General features: G+C 57.4%; 15 protein-coding genes. All 15 read left to right on the plus strand.

The window, feature by feature from the left end; translation table 11 throughout:
* The 15 genes from cobC (at position 1) to BUB13_RS07955 (ending at position 17260) form a co-directional block, all read left to right on the plus strand.
* Complete coding sequence (cobC, locus tag BUB13_RS07885; RefSeq protein WP_072907601.1) at positions 1-600, plus strand: alpha-ribazole phosphatase; 600 nt, start codon at positions 1-3, stop codon at positions 598-600.
* Positions 601-606: 6 nt separating this feature from the next.
* Positions 607-1950, plus strand: a complete 1344-nt coding sequence (locus tag BUB13_RS07890) for a cobyrinic acid a,c-diamide synthase CobB (RefSeq protein WP_279625975.1) — start codon at positions 607-609, stop codon at positions 1948-1950.
* Between the two features lie 17 nt (positions 1951-1967).
* Positions 1968-3275, plus strand: a complete 1308-nt coding sequence (thiC, locus tag BUB13_RS07895; RefSeq protein ID WP_072907603.1) for a phosphomethylpyrimidine synthase ThiC — start codon at positions 1968-1970, stop codon at positions 3273-3275.
* A gap of 16 nt (positions 3276-3291) precedes the next feature.
* The gene (locus BUB13_RS07900) at positions 3292-3921 is read left to right on the plus strand and encodes a precorrin-8X methylmutase (protein WP_072907605.1); all 630 of its coding nucleotides are present in this window, start codon (positions 3292-3294) and stop codon (positions 3919-3921) included.
* On the plus strand, positions 3921-4973 hold the full coding sequence (gene cbiD / locus BUB13_RS07905; protein ID WP_072907607.1) for a cobalt-precorrin-5B (C(1))-methyltransferase CbiD: 1053 nt from the start codon (positions 3921-3923) through the stop codon (positions 4971-4973). The genes BUB13_RS07900 and cbiD overlap by 1 nt, the downstream gene beginning before the upstream one ends.
* Before the next feature lie 28 nt (positions 4974-5001).
* Entirely contained in the window at positions 5002-6213 is a 1212-nt protein-coding gene (cbiE, locus tag BUB13_RS07910; RefSeq protein ID WP_072907609.1) for a precorrin-6y C5,15-methyltransferase (decarboxylating) subunit CbiE, read from the plus strand.
* A complete protein-coding gene (cobM, locus tag BUB13_RS07915) occupies positions 6214-7002 on the plus strand; it encodes a precorrin-4 C(11)-methyltransferase (RefSeq protein ID WP_072907611.1) in 789 nt (262 codons plus the stop codon).
* A 20-nt stretch (positions 7003-7022) separates the two neighbouring features.
* The gene (locus BUB13_RS07920; RefSeq protein ID WP_072907613.1) at positions 7023-8075 is read left to right on the plus strand and encodes a cobalt-precorrin 5A hydrolase; all 1053 of its coding nucleotides are present in this window, start codon (positions 7023-7025) and stop codon (positions 8073-8075) included.
* Positions 8076-8099: 24 nt separating this feature from the next.
* A complete protein-coding gene (locus BUB13_RS07925) occupies positions 8100-10388 on the plus strand; it encodes a cobyric acid synthase (protein ID WP_072907615.1) in 2289 nt (762 codons plus the stop codon).
* Positions 10385-11323 (plus strand): adenosylcobinamide-phosphate synthase CbiB, encoded by a 939-nt coding sequence (cbiB, locus tag BUB13_RS07930; protein ID WP_072907617.1) that lies wholly within the window; start codon positions 10385-10387, stop codon positions 11321-11323. The genes BUB13_RS07925 and cbiB overlap by 4 nt, the downstream gene beginning before the upstream one ends.
* The gene (cobD, locus tag BUB13_RS07935; RefSeq protein ID WP_072907619.1) at positions 11320-12378 is read left to right on the plus strand and encodes a threonine-phosphate decarboxylase CobD; all 1059 of its coding nucleotides are present in this window, start codon (positions 11320-11322) and stop codon (positions 12376-12378) included. Before cbiB ends, cobD begins: the two co-directional genes overlap by 4 nt.
* A gap of 96 nt (positions 12379-12474) precedes the next feature.
* Entirely contained in the window at positions 12475-14964 is a 2490-nt protein-coding gene (locus tag BUB13_RS07940; RefSeq protein ID WP_072907621.1) for an ATP-binding protein, read from the plus strand.
* Between the two features lie 82 nt (positions 14965-15046).
* Entirely contained in the window at positions 15047-16069 is a 1023-nt protein-coding gene (locus tag BUB13_RS07945; protein ID WP_072907623.1) for a GGDEF domain-containing protein, read from the plus strand.
* On the plus strand, positions 16062-16298 hold the full coding sequence (locus BUB13_RS07950) for a DUF3820 family protein (protein ID WP_072907625.1): 237 nt from the start codon (positions 16062-16064) through the stop codon (positions 16296-16298). The genes BUB13_RS07945 and BUB13_RS07950 overlap by 8 nt, the downstream gene beginning before the upstream one ends.
* Positions 16295-17260: a tRNA dihydrouridine synthase gene (locus BUB13_RS07955; RefSeq protein WP_244151850.1), complete on the plus strand. Its 966-nt coding sequence runs from the start codon at positions 16295-16297 to the stop codon at positions 17258-17260. The genes BUB13_RS07950 and BUB13_RS07955 overlap by 4 nt, the downstream gene beginning before the upstream one ends.
* Positions 17261-17284: the final 24 nt, after the last annotated feature.

A 17284-nucleotide genomic window follows, 5' to 3' on the forward strand; every position in this document is an offset into this window, starting at 1 on the left:
ATGAAATCGACGCGAATTCATCTGCTGCGACACGGGCAGGTCGAAGGTTTTGAACAGAAACGCTACAATGGCCAGGGCGATGTCCAGCTAACCGATCTCGGTCGGCAGCAGTCGGCTGCTTTTGCCGGGCGTTTTCAGCACAAAAAGCTGACTGCTATTTATTCCAGCGATCTGCTGCGCTGTCGCACAGCCGCTGACCAGATTGCCATCCTGCAGGAAGTGAAGCCGATTTTCAAAGCTGAGCTGCGCGAACTGCACATCGGCGACTGGGAAGGGCAGACCTGGGGGCAGCTACAGAAAAACTATCCGGAACTGTGGCAGGCGCGCCTCGACGACATCGTCAACGTCGCCCCTCCCGGCGGAGAGAGTCTGGTGCAACTGGCTGAGCGTGTGCGACCGGCGATTAAAGGGATTATTACCGCCCACCCCGGAGGCGAGATCGTCGTCGTTGGTCATGGCGGTGTTAATCGGGTCATCCTGCTTGATGCCATCGGCGCGCCCCTTGAGCGGATGTTTCATATTGAACAGGACTACGGTTGCCATAACATCATCGAGTATTTCACCGATGGTATCGCTGTCGTCAAAAAGTTGAATGGTTAATTTGCAGTGATTCCCGGACTCCTGATCGCCGCGCCAAGTAGCGGCAGCGGAAAAACCAGCCTGACCCTTGGCCTGATGGCGGCGTTGCGGCGGAGTGGCGCAACCGTTGCGCCCTTCAAGGTCGGTCCCGACTACATAGACCCCGGCCATCACGCTGCGGTTTGTGGGCGTCCTTCGAATAACCTCGACAGCTGGTTCTGCAGCCGGGAGCAGGTTCGCGCAACTTTTGCCACCGGCTGTGAAGGTGCCGATATCGCCATTGTCGAAGGCGTGATGGGACTGTTCGACGGGGTCAGTGGTGCCGATGAAGAAGGCAGCAGCGCGCAGATAGCAAAATGGCTCGGTTTGCCGGTGTTGCTGGTGGTCGATGCGCGGTCACAGGCGCGCAGCTTCGCCGCAGTGGTGAAAGGTTTCATCGAGTTCGACTCGCAGCTGAATGTTGCCGGGGTGATCGCCAACCGCGTCGGCAGCGAACGTCATGCGCAAATGCTACGGGAAGCGGTCGAATCGACACCGGGGCTACCACCGTTGCTCGGCTGCCTGCCACGGCAGGAGGATATCGCTTTGCCGGAGCGACACCTGGGGCTGGTGACGGCGGAGGATCTGTCTGGCGACCATGGTGAAAAACTGGCTGATTGGGTTCAGAAGCATCTCGATCTTGATCAGATGCAAAAGCTGGCCAGCAGTTCGGTTGATCTGAAGCCACCAGTTTCACGGCCAGCCGGCGAAAAAACGCTGCGTATCGGCATCGCCCGTGACCGCGCCTTCTGTTTCTACTACCCGGAGAATCTGCGCTTGCTGGAACAGGCCGGGGCAGAGCTTGTGCCTTTCTCTCCACTGATCGATGCAGGGTTGCCGGAAAATTTGGCCGGCCTGTATCTCGGTGGTGGCTACCCGGAACTGCACGCCGAGGCGTTGGAGAAAAACGAGTCGCTACGCAGGCAGATTGCGGAACAGGCCGCGGGCGGATTGCCGATTTACGCCGAGTGTGGCGGTTTCATGTACCTCTGCGCAGCGATCGACAGCCAGCAGATGTGCGGCGTTTTCCCCGCCCAGGCGAAGATGCTTTCCAGGCGTCGGGCACTCGGTTATCGTCAGGTCGAACTGTTTGCCGATACTCTCCTCGGTCCGGCCGGAACGCAGGCCCGTGGCCATGAATTCCACTATTCCGATGTCGAGATGCCGGAATCTGTTGAGCGCTGCTACCGTCTCAGTCGACGTGGCGGGATCGAGCTCGGTGTCGAAGGCTATCGTATTCACAACGTACTCGGCTCATATGTCCACTTGCATTTTGGCAGCAATCCGCAGGTGGCAGAAAATATGGTCAAATTTTTCTCGAGCAATAAATAGAAGGACGCAAAAACGTGATGAAAACCCAAGTTGAATTTGCCCGCGAGGGTGTTGTAACGCCACAAATGACTGAAGTCGCTGAACGCGAGGGCGTCAGTGGCCATTATCTGCGTGAACAGATCGAACTCGGCACCATCGTCATACCCAACAATCACAACCGCAAGCCGAAAGCGGTCGGTATCGGCAAAGGCTTGGCAACTAAGGTCAACGCCTCCATCGGCACCAGTTCCGATATCGTCGACTATGAAGCTGAAGTGCGCAAAGCCAAGGCGGCTCAAGAAGCGGGCGCCGATACGCTGATGGAACTCTCCGTTGGTGGCGACCTCGACCGGGTACGGCAGGAAGTGATCGCGGCGGTCGATTTGCCGGTCGGCAACGTGCCGCTTTATCAGGCTTTCTGCGAGGCGGCCAAGAAGTACGGTGATCCGAACAAGCTGGACGAGGAGATGCTGTTCGACCTGATCGAGCAGCAGTGTGCTGACGGCATGGCCTTCATGGCGGTGCATTGCGGCATCAACCTCTACACCATCGAGCGGCTGCGTAAGCAGGGCTACCGTTACGGTGGACTGGTCTCGAAAGGTGGCGTGTCGATGGTTGCCTGGATGATGAAGAACGGTAAAGAGAACCCGCTTTACGAGAAGTTCGATCGGGTGATCGAGATTCTGAAAAAGTACGACACCGTCCTTTCTCTCGGAAACGGTTTGCGTGCCGGGGCGATTCACGATTCCCACGACCGGGCGATGGTGCAGGAGCTGTTGATCAATTGCGAGCTGGCTGAACTCGGACGGGAGATGGGCTGCCAGATGCTGGTCGAGGGTCCGGGCCACATGCCGCTGGACGAGATCGAAACCAACATCAAGTTGCAGAAGCGGATGAGCGGTGACGCGCCTTACTATATGCTTGGCCCCATCTCTTCCGATGTCGCTCCCGGTTACGATCACATCACCGCAGCCATCGGTTCCGCACAATCGAGTCGTTACGGCGCCGACCTGATCTGCTATATTACTCCGGCAGAACATCTGGCACTGCCAAACGAGCAGGATGTGATCGATGGTGTCAAGGCGGCTAAAGTTGCAGCCTACATCGGAGACATGAACAAGTACCCTGAGAGGGGCCGTGAGCGGGATAAGCAGATGAGCAAGGCGCGCCGTGACCTCGACTGGAAAGCGCAGTTCGATCTGGCGCTGTTCCCGCAGGATGCGGAGAAGATTCGCGCCAGTCGGGTGCCGGAAGACGAGCAGACCTGCACTATGTGTGGCGACTTCTGCGCTTCGCGTGGTGCCGGAGACCTGTTCAGAAGAGATCTGTGCGGGGATAAAATTTGATTCAAAGGACCCTTTTATGGCAGAGCAACCGACCATCCTGAAGCCGGAAGAGATCGAAAGCGAAAGCTTTCGCATCATCGACAGTGAAATCGGACCGCATCAATTTGACGAGCAGCAATGGCCGATCGTGCGCCGGGTGATTCATACCACGGCCGATTTCGAACTGGCCGAGCAGATGCGCTTTTCCTGGAATGTGGTTGAGCAGGCGGTGTCTGCACTGCAGGGCGGGGCGAAAATTCTCTGCGACACCAACATGGTGCTCTCCGGGGTCAACAAGTCGCGGTTGGTCAAACTGGGCGGCAGCATCGCCTGTCATGTCGCCGACCCTCAGGTTGCCGATGAAGCAAAAGCCGCCGGGCTGACCCGTTCGACCTTTGCTTTACGCAAAGGAGTGGAAGAGGGTTGCAATATTTTCCTTATCGGCAATGCGCCAACCGCTCTGTTCGAGTTGCTGCGACTGGCAGAAAAAGGAGACGTCGATCCGGCGCTGGTGGTCGGAGTGCCGGTCGGGTTTGTCGGCGCGGCCGAATCGAAGGGCGCACTGATAGCGGCTGATCTACCCTACATCGCCATCGAAGGTCGCAAAGGCGGTTCAGCAATAGCAGCAGCGATTCTCAACGCATTGATGATTCAAGCCGAGGGCTGATGGCAAAAAAGGAGTTGCGCAGCGGATACACCACCGGAGCTTGTGCAGCGGCGGCGGCCAAGGGGGCTGCCCTATTGCTGCGTGACGGTGTCGCCGAAACGGTGGAGATCGATCTGCCAGCCGGGTTCATTGCGCAGTTTCAATTGCACGGACAGGCTCTGCACGATGGCGTTGCCAGCTGCTTCGTCGTCAAGGATGCCGGGGATGATCCCGATATCACCCACGGTATTGAACTGCACGCCGAGTTGCGAAAGACTGCAGGTCGTGGTTTGGAAGTCGTTGCCGGGAAGGGCATCGGCAAAGTGACCAAGCCGGGGCTGGCTGTGCCGGTCGGACAGGCGGCAATCAACCCGGTGCCGAAACAGATGATCGCGCAGGCGTTGCGGCAAGTCTTCACTGAAGATGAAGGATTGCGCCTGGTCCTGTCGATTCCGGATGGAGAAAAGCGGGCGGAAAAAACCCTCAACGCCAAACTCGGTATCATCGGTGGTCTCTCCCTGCTCGGAACCACCGGTGTGGTGACGCCGCTTTCGCACAAATCCTGGACCGATACGATTGAGGTGGAGATCGACGTCGCGCTGGCCACTGGACTGCAGCAGGTTGTGCTTTCGACTGGCCGGACCAGCGAGTTGGCCGCGCGGCGGCATTTTGATCTGCCGGAAGACGCTTTTATCATGATGGGCGATTTTATCGGCTATACTCTTGAAGCCTGCCAGCGTAAAAAGGTGCCGCAGGTTGCCCTGTCCGGGCAGTTTGCCAAACTGCTTAAGATTGCCTGTGGGCATCCTCAGACCCATGTCCGTCACTCGCAGCTTGACCTGACGCAACTGCGCAGATGGGCGGAAGAAATCGGCCTTGACGCTGCTGAATGTGAGCAGCTAGAGTTGGCCAACACTGCGCGGCAGATTTTCGAGCAGTACGGGGCTGATTCCGCGTTGATTGAGCGTATCGGGCAGGAAGCCGTGGCCGTTTGCCAGAGGCAGATCCCTGACGCTAACCTGGAGGTTTTGCTGGTCGATTACGCGGGGCAGGTTGCCAGAATATTTTCTTGAAATGTCCATCCCCCAAGGGAGGCGAAAAATGAAGTCAATTCATGTTATTGGTGCCGGGATTGTCGGGCAGGAAGGATTCACTCCGCAGGCGCTGGAGCTGATCAACCAGGCGGAACTGTTGATCGGTGCCGAGCGATTGTTGGCACTCTTCCCTGATTTTTCCGGCGAAAAGCTGGTGCTCGGGAAAAAACTGGCCGAGGTTGTTTCCCGCCTTCAGAGTTGCGACTGTCGCACAGTGGTACTGGCATCTGGCGATCCGCTGTTTTTCGGCATTGGCCGTTACTTGCTGCGTAACCTGCCGGAAGAGCTGATTGAGTTTCTGCCGAACGTGACCTCGGTTCAGTATGCTTTTGCCAAAATCCGTGAGCCCTGGGATGACGCGATTTTTGTTTCTGCCCACGGCCGACCGCTGAAAGACGCTGTCGACCGCATCGTGGCCAATGATAAGGCGGCGGTTCTGACCGATGAGACCAATACGCCCGGCGCCATCGCTCGTGAAATGCTCAGCCGCCGCCGAGGTGGCTACAAGGCCTATCTCTGTGAAAATCTCGGCACCGACGAAGAGCGGATTCGCATCACCGATATCAAGGGCTTACTCGAGTTCGAGGCAGCACCGCTCAACGTGTTGCTGCTGATCAAAGAGTACGAGGACGATGCCCACCAGTACGTGCCGACTCTCGGCATCCCAGATGATGAGTTCGTCACCGTCAAAAAGCTGATCACGAAAGAAGAGGTCCGGGTCGTCACCCTGGCCAAGCTGAAGTTGCGTCACGATATGTGCCTCTGGGATATCGGCGCCGGTTCCGGTTCGATCTGCATCGAGGCTGACCATCTGTTGCCGAACGGGAAAATTTTTGCCATCGAACGCAACGAAGAGTGCCGCCAGTTCATCAAGGAAAACCTGCAGAAATTCAACACCCGCAATGTTTCGCTGATCGAAGGGGTGGCGCCGGACTGTCTGGAAGAACTGCCGGATCCCGACCGGGTGTTCATCGGCGGCAGCGGCGGCAGGCTCTGGGACATCCTTGATACCGTCGATCATCGTCTGGCCACTGGTGGCCGGATCGTACTGAACGCGATCACCCTCGACACCCTGACAGCGGCCAACGAGTATTTCGGTAATGCCGGCTATAACGTCGAGGTGGTAACGGTCAACATTGCCCGCACCCGGCCGCTCTCCGACTACAAGATGTTCGAGGCTTACAACCCGGTTTATATTCTGACAGCGGTAAAAGAGTAAATGGCAATAGGTGAGCTTAAAGCGGGTGAGGTGCTGTTTGTCGGCGCCGGACCCGGCGACCCGGAGCTGATCACCGTCAAAGGGTTGAGGGCTCTGCAGCAGGCCGATGTTGTTGTCTATGCCGGTTCGCTGGTCAACCCGGCTCTGCTGGATGAGTGCCCGCAGGGCTGCGAAGTTCACGACAGCGCACCGCTCAATCTCGACCAGGTTCTGGATATTTTGATTGCTGGCTGCCGGGCGAATAAAAAAGTCGTGCGGCTGCATACTGGCGATCCCGCCCTTTACGGCGCGATTCAAGAACAAATGGAGGCCCTTGATGTCGCCGGAATCGGTTACGCGGTGATTCCGGGAGTGACGGCGACCTTTGCCGCCGCTGCCAGCCTGAAGCAGGAATTGACCCTTCCCGGAGTCTCCCAGACCATGACTTTGACCCGGCTGGCCGGGCGCACGCCGGTTCCGGAGCCGGAGCAGTTACAACGTCTGGCGGCCAACGGCGGCACCATCTGTCTGTACCTTTCTGTCGGTATGATGGACAAGCTGGTCGCCGACCTGCTGGCTGGTGGAATTTTTACCGAGCAGACCCCGGTGGCCGTCGTTTACCGTGCCAGCTGGCCGGATGAAAAGACCGTCGAGGGAACATTGGCCGATATCGCAGAGAAAGTCGCCGATGCCGGCATCACCCGGCAGGCACTGATTCTGGTCGGCGAGGTTTTGAACGCACGCAGTAAAGGGGTACCGGAAAAGTCGAAGTTGTATGATCCGGGTTTTGCTCACGGCTATCGAAAATAGCTGAACCCAAAGGGGCCAAAATGAAACTCGCGATAGTCGCCATCACATCGAGGGGGGCACAGCTGGCGCGACACCTTGGTGCCAAGCTGCCGGAGGCGCGTGTGTTTCTGCCGGAGAAATACCGCTCTGGTGACGATTGTGATTACTTCGACAAGCCCTTGGCGGTTTGGCTGCCGTCGTTGTTTGCCGAAGTCGAGCAGCTGGTCTGCATCATGGCGACCGGTATCGTTGTGCGGATTCTCGGCCGCGAGCTGCAGGGTAAAGACAAGGATGCTGCGGTTGTGGTGATGGACGAGGCCGGGCAGTTTGCCATCAGCCTGCTCTCAGGCCATCTCGGTGGCGCCAACGATTTGGCCCGGCGACTGGCAACTGTTTGCGGCGCAACGCCGGTCATCACCACCGCGACCGATGTCAACAAGCTGCCCGCCTGGGATCAGGTGGCGCGGGATGTCGACCTGGTGGTCGAACCGGTCGCCCATTTGAAAACTCTCAACAGTTTGTTGCTGGAAGGGCGTAAAATTGGCCTGGTTGACCAGCGTCGACGTGTTGCCGACAAATTTGTTTCGATCAAAGGGGTGAGCCTGTACGATAATTTTGCTGCCGCGACCCGTTCCTCTGCCGACGGGCTGGTGTTCGTCACCCATCGTTTTCTGCCCCATTTACAGAATCAGCCAGAGATGCTGGCTCTGCGACCGCGCGACCTGGTTGTTGGCATTGGTTGCAATCGCGGCACTTCGGATGAAGAGATCGAGCAGGCGGTGCGCAGCAAGCTGAAGCAGTCGTTTCTTGCTTTTGCCAGTATCGCCTGTATTGCCAGTATCGATGCAAAACAGGACGAAGCCGGATTGCTGCAATTCGCAGAACGGCACAATCTGCCGCTGAAGTTTTTTTCCGCAGACGAGTTGAACAAGGTCGAAATCCCCAGTCCGGTGTCGCTGCATGCACAGAAAGCAGTCGGTGCCAAGGGCGTCTGTGAACCGGCAGCTTTGCTTGCTTCCAACATGGGTGAAATGCTGATCCGCAAACAGAAGGTTGGCAACCTGACGATCGCTGTCGCTGAAATACAAGATTAATCGTTTTACGAGTCTGGAAAAGTGATGACTGGAAAACTCTGGGTCGTCGGGCTGGGTCCCGGCGACGTTTTACATTTGACTCCGGCGGCTCGCGCTGCCATTGAGCAGGCTGACTGCGTTGCTGGTTACAAGACCTACCTTGAGCTGATTCCTGAACTGATTGCCGATAAAGAGCTGCTTTCCAGCGGCATGCGGCAGGAGGTAGAGCGATGCAAACTGGCGCTGGAACGGGCGGAAAGCGGCAGCAAGGTCGCGCTGGTCTGCTCCGGCGATGCCGGTGTTTACGGCATGGCTGGGCTGGTTCTGGAGCTGCTCGACGGGCGTGAACTGGATGTCGAGATGGTGCCCGGCGTCTCTGCGGTACAGGCCGCCGCCGCTCGTCTTGGCGCGCCGCTGATGCACGATTTCTCCGTTATTTCTCTTTCCGACCTGCTCACGCCCTGGCCGTTGATCCGCCAGCGGTTGACTGCTGCCGGCAGTGCTGATTTCGTTGTTGCCCTGTATAACCCAAAGAGCAAAGGGCGCACCACCCAGATTGGCGAGGCGCGTGATATCCTGCTGCGTTATCGCTCTGCTGAAACACCGGTCGGCATCGTTCGTAACGCCTGCCGAGCCGGGGAAGAGGTCACCGTCACCACTTTGGGCAGGATGCTCGACTGCGAGATCGATATGTTCTCGCTGGTGCTGATCGGCAACAGTTCGACCTATGTTGACGCTACCGGGCGGATGGTGACGCCGCGCGGCTATGCTGGAAAATATTTTGCCCGGCAGGATGATGCCGCAGAGGGTCAAAAACCGAAGGCCCTGTTCGTTGGCGGCACCGGCAGCGATGTCGGCAAAAGCGTCATCAACGCCGGCCTCTGCCGGATCTTCGCCCGTAGAGGCTGGGTTGTCGCCCCCTTCAAGGCGCAGAACATGGCGCTTAACTCGGCGGTGACACCGGATGGTGGTGAGATCGGTCGCGCGCAGGCGCTGCAGGCGGCGGCCTGTGGACTGGAGCCACATATCGATATGAACCCGGTGCTACTCAAACCAAACAGCGATACTGGGTCGCAGGTGATTATCCACGGCCGGCCAGTTGGCAACATGTCGGTGCGCCAGTATCACGACTTCAAACCGGAAGCTTTCCAGAAAGTCACCGAATCCTACCGGCGTCTTGCCGCCCAGGTCGACCTGGTGATGTTGGAAGGGGCCGGCAGTATCGCCGAAATCAACCTGATGGCCCACGACATCACCAACCTGAAAGCGGCCGCCTTGGCCGAAGCGCCGGTGATTCTGGTGGCAGATATCGATCGTGGCGGCGTGTTCGCGGCCGTTGTCGGCACTGTCGAGCTGCTCTCCACGGCCGAGCGGGCGCAGCTCAAAGGCATTATCATCAACAAGTTCCGTGGTGAGGCCTCGCTGCTCAAATCGGGGATCGAAGCGATCGAAGATCGTACCGGCCTGCCGGTTCTCGGCGTGGTGCCGGTCGGTGATTTCAAGCTGCCGGAAGAAGATTCGGTTGCACTGGAGCGCAAAGCCAAGGAGAAAAAGACGGGAATTCAGATCGGCGTTGTCCGTTTGCCGCGCATCTCAAATTACACCGATTTCGATCCGCTGGAGCAGGAACCGGATGTCGCATTGAGTTACATCGAAAAGCCGGAACAGCTCGACGGCTTGCAATTGCTGATTATCCCCGGCACCAAGAGCACCTTGGCCGATCTCGAATTTCTCGAAGAGAGCGGGCTGGCCTCAGCAATTCGCAGTTACCATGCGGCTGGTGGCCGGGTGATCGGTATCTGTGGCGGCTTCCAGATTCTTGGCAACCGCTTGACCGACCCGGATGGCGTCGAGTCGGAACGGGCCGAAGCAGCCGGGTTGGGATTACTTGATGTGGATACCGTTCTCAAACCGGGAAAGCAGACCCATCAGGTTACAGCCGAATTTCAGCAGGCAGCTTATGCCGCCGGGTTCGGCGGCATGGGTGAGGTGACTGGCTACGAGATCCACGCCGGGGAGAGCGAGTGCGGCATCATGAGCCGTCCATTGTTGCGGCTGACCAGTCGCTCCGGTGAAGCCATTTCGCTCAACGATGGTGCGGTCTCCGCCGACGGTCGCGCCTGGGGCACCTACCTGCATGGTTTCTTCGATAACGACCGGGTGCGCTACGCGGTGCTGGCGCCGTTGCGGGCCGGACGAGGTGATGCCCCGGCAGTTCATTCGACACAGCAATCGTTGAACGTCGAACTGGACAAACTGGCGGATCATCTGGAAAAGCATCTCGATATCGAGCAGATCGCGTCCTGGTTGCGGCAACCGGAGTCCAGAGGATGAGCGCGAGCCTGCTGGCAGCAATCCTCCTGCTCGACTTGGCCCTCGGTGATCCGCATGGATGGCCACACCCGATTGTCTGGATCGGTCGACTGATTTCATGGCTGGAAGACTGGCTGCGGGAAACCTTCAAGAATCTCCGTCTGGCAGGAATATTACTGGTTGTTGCCACTCTGTCTGTCAGCGGCGGTCTCGCCTGGTTGTTGTTGCAGTTCGCCGGGGCGTTTAACGAATGGCTGCTCTGGCTGGTTTCTCTCTGGCTCAGTTGGAGTTGCCTGGCGCTGCGCTCCCTTCATTCAGAAAGTGCGGCGGTGATCAGGGAGCTGGAAGCTGGTGACCTCGATGCGGCGCGGCAGGCGCTGTCGATGATCGTTGGGCGCGAGACGGCGACGCTAAGTGAAGAAGGAATCCTGAAAGCGACCATGGAGACGGTAGCGGAGAACGCATCCGACGGTGTGATCGCACCTTTATTCTATCTTTTGCTCGGTGGACCGGTGTTGGCGATCATCTTCAAAGCGGTCAGCACCCTCGATTCGATGGTCGGTTACAAGAATGAACGTTATCGTGAATTCGGTTGGGCCGGGGCCAAGCTGGATGATATTTTAAACTACATTCCTGCCAGGTTGACAGGTTTTCTGTTCATTATTTTTTCATATCCATTAAGAATGAATTTTCAAAATGCGAAACAGATGATGTTTCGCGACGCTAAAAAGCACGCCAGCCCTAACGCCGGGTGGCCGGAAGCGGCAGCGGCCGGGGCTCTGGGCGTGCAGTTCGGCGGTGCGGCGGTTTACTTCGGCCAGAGGTTGGAAAAGCCGACATTTGGCGATGCCGATGAACAACCGACCAGCATCCATTACCACCGCTTGATCCGTCTGCTTTACACCAGCACTCTCGGTGCTGCCCTGTTGGCTATCCTGATTCAGGGGGTGCTATGAGCAAGCCGATTCATGGTGGTGGCGTCGATGCGGCGATGAGCGAACTGGGACTGTCGCGTCAACAGATTGATGATTTCTCCGCCAGCATCAACCCGCTCGGAACTCCGCCGGAGGTTCGCCGTGCACTTGCCGACGCGCTGGAGCGGATCGGCGACTACCCGGAGATCGACGCAACCTCGTTGCGTGCCGATCTGGCTGCATTTCACCATCTTCCTGAGAAAAATCTGCTGCCGGGGAGCGGTTCGACGGAACTGATCTATCTGTTGCCGCGCGTTTTCAAGCCCCGCCGGGCACTGCTTGTGCAACCCTGCTTCAGTGAATATGCGCCGGCTCTGCGACAGGCAGACTGCTCGATCGATACGGTTTCGCTGGTAGCGGAAGAAGGTTTCGCTTTTTCGATAGAGGCGGTCCTTTCTGCTCTGCAGCCGGATACCGACCTGGTGCTGTTGGCGAATCCCGGCAACCCGACCGGCGTTGCTATCGACCCCTGTCAGTTAGTTTCGCTGGCCACTCAGCTTGGTGACCGCCGACTGGTTGTTGATGAAGCCTTTATCGATTTCTGCTCACAGCACTCGGTTCTTCCTCAGGTGACGCAGCTCGCCAACCTGCTGGTTCTGCGTTCGATGACCAAGTTCTATGCCATCCCGGGAGTGCGCGTCGGCTACCTGGCGGCGTCGCAGGCCGATATCGAGCTACTGTCTGCAGGCAAAGAACCCTGGACCCTGTCGAACCTGGCGATTGCGGCCGGCAAGGCGTGTTTGGCTGCAACCGGGTATCAGCAGCAGACGTTGCGGTTGATTCCGCAATTGCGTGACGAGTTGGCGCGGGGGCTGGAAGCGCTGGGTATTAAAGTATTCACCAGCGAAACTAATTACCTGCTCTGCCAGATGCCACCCGGAATAGGGGCGCCGATTAACGCATTACGCCAGCAAGGGATCCTGATTCGTGGCTGTGGTGATTTTGCCCCTTTGGATGATAGTTTTTTTCGTGTCGCGGTGCTCTCTGCAGATGCCAACAGCCGTCTACTGACTTCATTAGAAAAACTGCTTTGCTGACGGAAAAATTTCTTTCCTGCTGTCTCATTTCTATCTGTTAAAATAAAATAATACGTTCGTTTTCCGCTTGCTGCTTTTTTCCGTGCAGGGAAGGCAATGACCGAAAAGCTCAAAGTTCCCCTCAGATCTGTCCAACAGCGCCTGTTCATACCGTTGGCTGTCGGCTTTATCATCCTGCTGCTAAGTTTCAGCGCTGCGCTGATCTATTCTCAGAGGAGCAATCTGATTCGTGCTACAGGGGAACTGCTGGAAAGTTCTTACGATGAATTGTTTTTGCTGCTGGATGAACAGTCCGACTCCCTTTCCGCTTTGGCGTCGTTGCTGCTTACCGATAACGAGCTTGCGCCTTTGCTGAAATATCAACAACGGGATGTGCTGCTGAACAGGTATCAGCAACGTTTTCTTGAACTGCGCGATAAAAATCACGTGACCCATTTCTACTTTCACCGTTCCGACCAGACCAACCTGCTGCGGATTCATAAGCCGGGGCAGGCGGACGATTTCATCGATCGCATCACGATGAAGCAGGCGGTTGAGACCGGCTGCCCCTCTTCCGGGATTGAGTTGGGTCCCTTGGGAACCTTTACCCTGCGCGCGGTGACCCCGGTAGAACTGGATGGAGAGATCGTCGGTTATGTCGAACTGGGGAGAGAGATCGAAGATGCGATGTCGATGATCCATCGCCGTTACGGAACCGAATGTATCGTCGCGATTGACAAGCTGTTTCTCGAGCGCGAAACCTGGGAGCAGGGCATGCGGATGCTCGGCCGCGAACCGGAGTGGGACAGCTTCCCCCAATATGTCATAACCTACAGTTCTTTGGAGGCAGGGGAGTCATTTGCCCATCGCTTGCTAAGCGCTGACCTGACGAGCTTTACGGTCGATACCGGCAAACACTGGCATGTGCTGGCGAAATCCTTACCGGATGCTGCCGGGGCCAAGGTTGGAAAATTGATCCTGCTGCACGATATGACCGAACAGCAGCGGTTTTTTGTTCAGTTGTTCATTATCGAAGGCTGCGGCACCCTGATACTGCTACTGGTGTTTTTTGCCTACCTGGTTTACGTCAGGAAAAACAACCAGATGCTGGTTGATCAGCAGGAACGGCTGCTATCGAATAATGATCAGATTCAGAATTATATCGATGCCATCGATAAGATGGGGCTGGGTTTGCGGGTCATTGACGAGAACTTCAAGGTGCAGACGGCCAATCCGACTTTCCGCTCCTGGTTCGCTGACTGGTCTGAGAAAACCTGCAGCAAGTCGGTTCTGAACGATGATACCCCGTGCCCCGACTGTGTTCGCGAAACCGGTCGCTCATGCCATTATCAGCGGGAAACCGCCGATGGCCGGGTATTTGATGTCGCGGCAACGCCGATCCATAACCCTGATGGTTCAATCAGCGTGATGGAAGTGTTCAACGATATCACCGAGCGGCGCAAGAGCGATCAGCAGCAGATGAGGATTGAAAAACTGGAGAGTATCGGCGTCCTCGCGGGCGGCATTGCCCACGATTTCAACAATCTGCTGGCCGGTATTTACGGCAATATCGCTTTGGCGAAACGCAAACTGGATGCCGAGAACCCGGCCGGTAAGTATCTGACACAGGCGGAAAAAAGTTTGAACCGGGCGACCAACCTGACCAGCAAGCTGTTAACCTTCGCCAAGGGGGGCGCGCCGGTTGTCGGACATGTCAGCCTGGGGGACCTGGTGCGCGAAGTGGTCGAGTTCGACCTGAGTGGCGGCAACGTCAAACCGGTTTTCCAACAGGCTGACAATATCTGGGTGGCCGAGGTCGACAAGGGCCAGGTTCAGCAGATCTTCTCCAACCTGACGCTGAATGCTTTGCAGGCGATGCCGAATGGCGGACATCTCTATGTCGACCTGGAAAACTGCGACGGCTACAAGACCGCTGATGGCGCGACCGTGGCGGGTAAGTTTATCCGTGTGCGCTTCCGTGACGAGGGCAGCGGAATCCCGCCAGAAATGCTTGACGACATCTTCGATCCCTACTTTACCACCAAGCAGAGCGGCAGCGGCCTTGGTCTGGCGACCGCTTATTCGATCATCAAGAAACATCGCGGTCAGATCATGGTCGAGTCGGAGGTCGGGAAGGGGACCATTTTTACCCTTTATCTGCCGGCCTCCCCCGAGGTGAATATGGCCGGCGCAATGGACGTGAATGACGGCCGTATCGGTTCCGAACTGAATGCCAGAATTCTGGTGGTGGATGACGAGGAGATTGTGCGCACCTTGACCGCTGAAATTCTTACCGGTATCGGTTGCCGGGTGACGCCGGTGGAAAATGGTGTGCTGGCGCTGGAAGAATACAGGCGCGCAAAGGACAGTGGCAGTGCCTACGAGCTGGTGATCCTCGACCTGACCATCCCCGGCGGCATGGGAGGCAAGGAGGTTGCTCGGCATCTGCTGGAGATCGATCCCGAGGTGCAGATGATCGTCTCCAGTGGGTATGCCGATGATGCGATCATGGCGAACTACGCAGATTACGGCTTCAAGGATGTTGTCAGCAAGCCATTCACTGTCGAAAAGCTGACGGCGGTGGTCGAGCAGGTTTTGAGCTCCTGATGTTTTTTCCTTCGAACTGTGGTATGAGTCATGCCGTTCGCTTGAGCGGACTATTTTCAGCAGAAGCGACGCGGGTGGAACGATGCGGCATGACACTCTGATTGAACGGGTTCACGAAATCGAACGGGTGGCGGAGAAGTACCATCTGCTCGAAACCAGAATCCTCGGTGTCCTCAACTTTCGTGATTTCTTTCAGGTGCTGCACGAGCAGATTGGCGATATCTTCGGTGTGCCGCATGTCTGGTTCAGCCTGATCCGCGATGAAGAGGCGGCGGCACCGCTGCAGCGCGCGGCGCTCAGCAGCAAGTTGCGACGATATCTGAATCTGGTCGAGCCCGAGAGCTTCGGCAAGTTAATTCGTCGCACCGACAAGCCGCTGCTGGAAAATGAAAATTTGGCCCCCTACCTGATGCTGCTGCCAGAGTCGGAGCGGTTTTCCTTTAAATCTCTGGCGATGGTGCCTGTCAGCATCAATGGAACTCTGGTTGGCAGTCTCAATTTGGCTGATCCTTCGCCGCGTCGTTTTCATCCCGGCTACAATGCGGTTCACCTGGAACGGTTGGCGGTCAAGGTTTCGCTCTTTCTTTCCAATGTCACTGCCCACGAAAACCTGCAGTATCTGGCCTATCACGACCCCCTCACCGAATTGCACAACCGGCGGGCGATGGAACAGACGCTGGAGCGCGAGTTCTCCCGCGCGCAGCGCTACAATTCGCAGCTGTCACTGGCGTTTATCGATCTCGACCTGTTCAAGCAGGTCAACGACACCTATGGCCACGATTGTGGTGACGCCCTGCTGAAATATATCGCCGAGGGGATGACGGAGATGAGCCGGCAGTCCGACATGGTGACCCGGTTGGCCGGGGATGAATTTGTTCTGCTGCTGCCGGAAACGGGCAAGGCTCAGGCGACCATCCTGCTGCAGCGGATGTCCGATCTGTTCGCCGAGCAGCCAATGAGCTGGAACGGAGAAGAGATCGCTGTCCGCCTCAGCTTCGGTGTCGCTTCGGCGCTGGAGGATACGGTCGATTCGGCGGCGGGCCTGATGAAACTGGCAGACGAGCGGGTTTACCAGAAAAAGCGCGCGAGGCGTGGAGATGGCTGAAACTCCGGCTGTGGACCCACAGGCCTTGCGCAAACTGGCACAGACGCAGATGCCGTTCGGGAAATACGCCGGACGCTACCTGGTCGATCTGCCAGAGCCTTACGTCGTCTGGCTGGTCCGCAACAACCTGCCGGATGGCCTGTTAGGGCGGCAGTTGCTGGAAATCTACGAAATCAAAGTGAACGGCCTGGAGTCGTTGCTGCGACCCTTTCTGCAGAAAGATCTATGAGAAAACTTCCCTGGTCTGATGATCACCCTCCGTTGATGCTGGCGCCGATGCAGGGGCTGACCAATGATGCTTTGCGCCGTTATTTTATCGAACAGGTCGAGCCGGATCTGGTTTTTACCGAGTTTGTCCGCGTGCAGCAGCAGTCGCGCAAACGGGTTGCCAAGGCCGAGCTGGCTGAGATCCGTGCGCATGACTCCCATGTTCCCCTGGTGGTGCAGCTTATCGGTCACAATGCCGAGGCGCTGGGCGAAGCCGCAGTGCGGGTGCAGGAGGCTGGTTGCCAACATCTCAACCTGAACCTCGGCTGCCCATACGGTCGCATGACGACGGGAGCCACTGGTGGAGAGCTGCTGCGTGAGCCGGCCAGGCTGGCCGAACTTTTGACCTCGCTGCGGCAGGCGTGCAGCGGCAGCTTCTCGGTAAAGTGCCGCTCCGGCTACGATGATCCGCAGCAGATTTTCGACCTGCTGCCCCTGTATGAAGAGTGCGGCATCGATTACCTGATCCTGCATCCGCGCACTGTGCTGCAGAAGTACAGCGGGCAGGCCGACCACCAGTTGACCGCCGAAGTTGTGCAGAGCACAAAACTACCTGTGATCGCCAATGGCGATATCAACGATGCGCAAACGGGGCGGGCATTACTGCGGGAAACTGGCGTCGCCGGACTGATGCTGGGGCGTGGCGCGCTGGCGGACCCACTGCTGTTTTGTCGTATTCGCGGGGAAGAGCCGGAGCAGCTTGACCAAGACCAACGACGTGCGGAACTGGGTAAGTATATCGGTGATCTGCTGGAACCTTATCTGGTGAAATTCTGCGGAGAGCGGCAGGCGCTGATGAAGCTGAAGGATTTGCTCAATTTTATCCCGGATGAGTGCCTGCAGCGGGAGTTGGGCAAACTGAAACGGGCCAACACTGCCGAACGTTTTCGGCAGCTGTTGGCGAAATATTTCTCCGTTGTTTGAGCCGCTCAGCCTGCAGCGCGATAG

This window comes from Malonomonas rubra DSM 5091 (assembly GCF_900142125.1).
In the GTDB taxonomy this organism is placed as follows: domain Bacteria; phylum Desulfobacterota; class Desulfuromonadia; order Desulfuromonadales; family Geopsychrobacteraceae; genus Malonomonas; species Malonomonas rubra.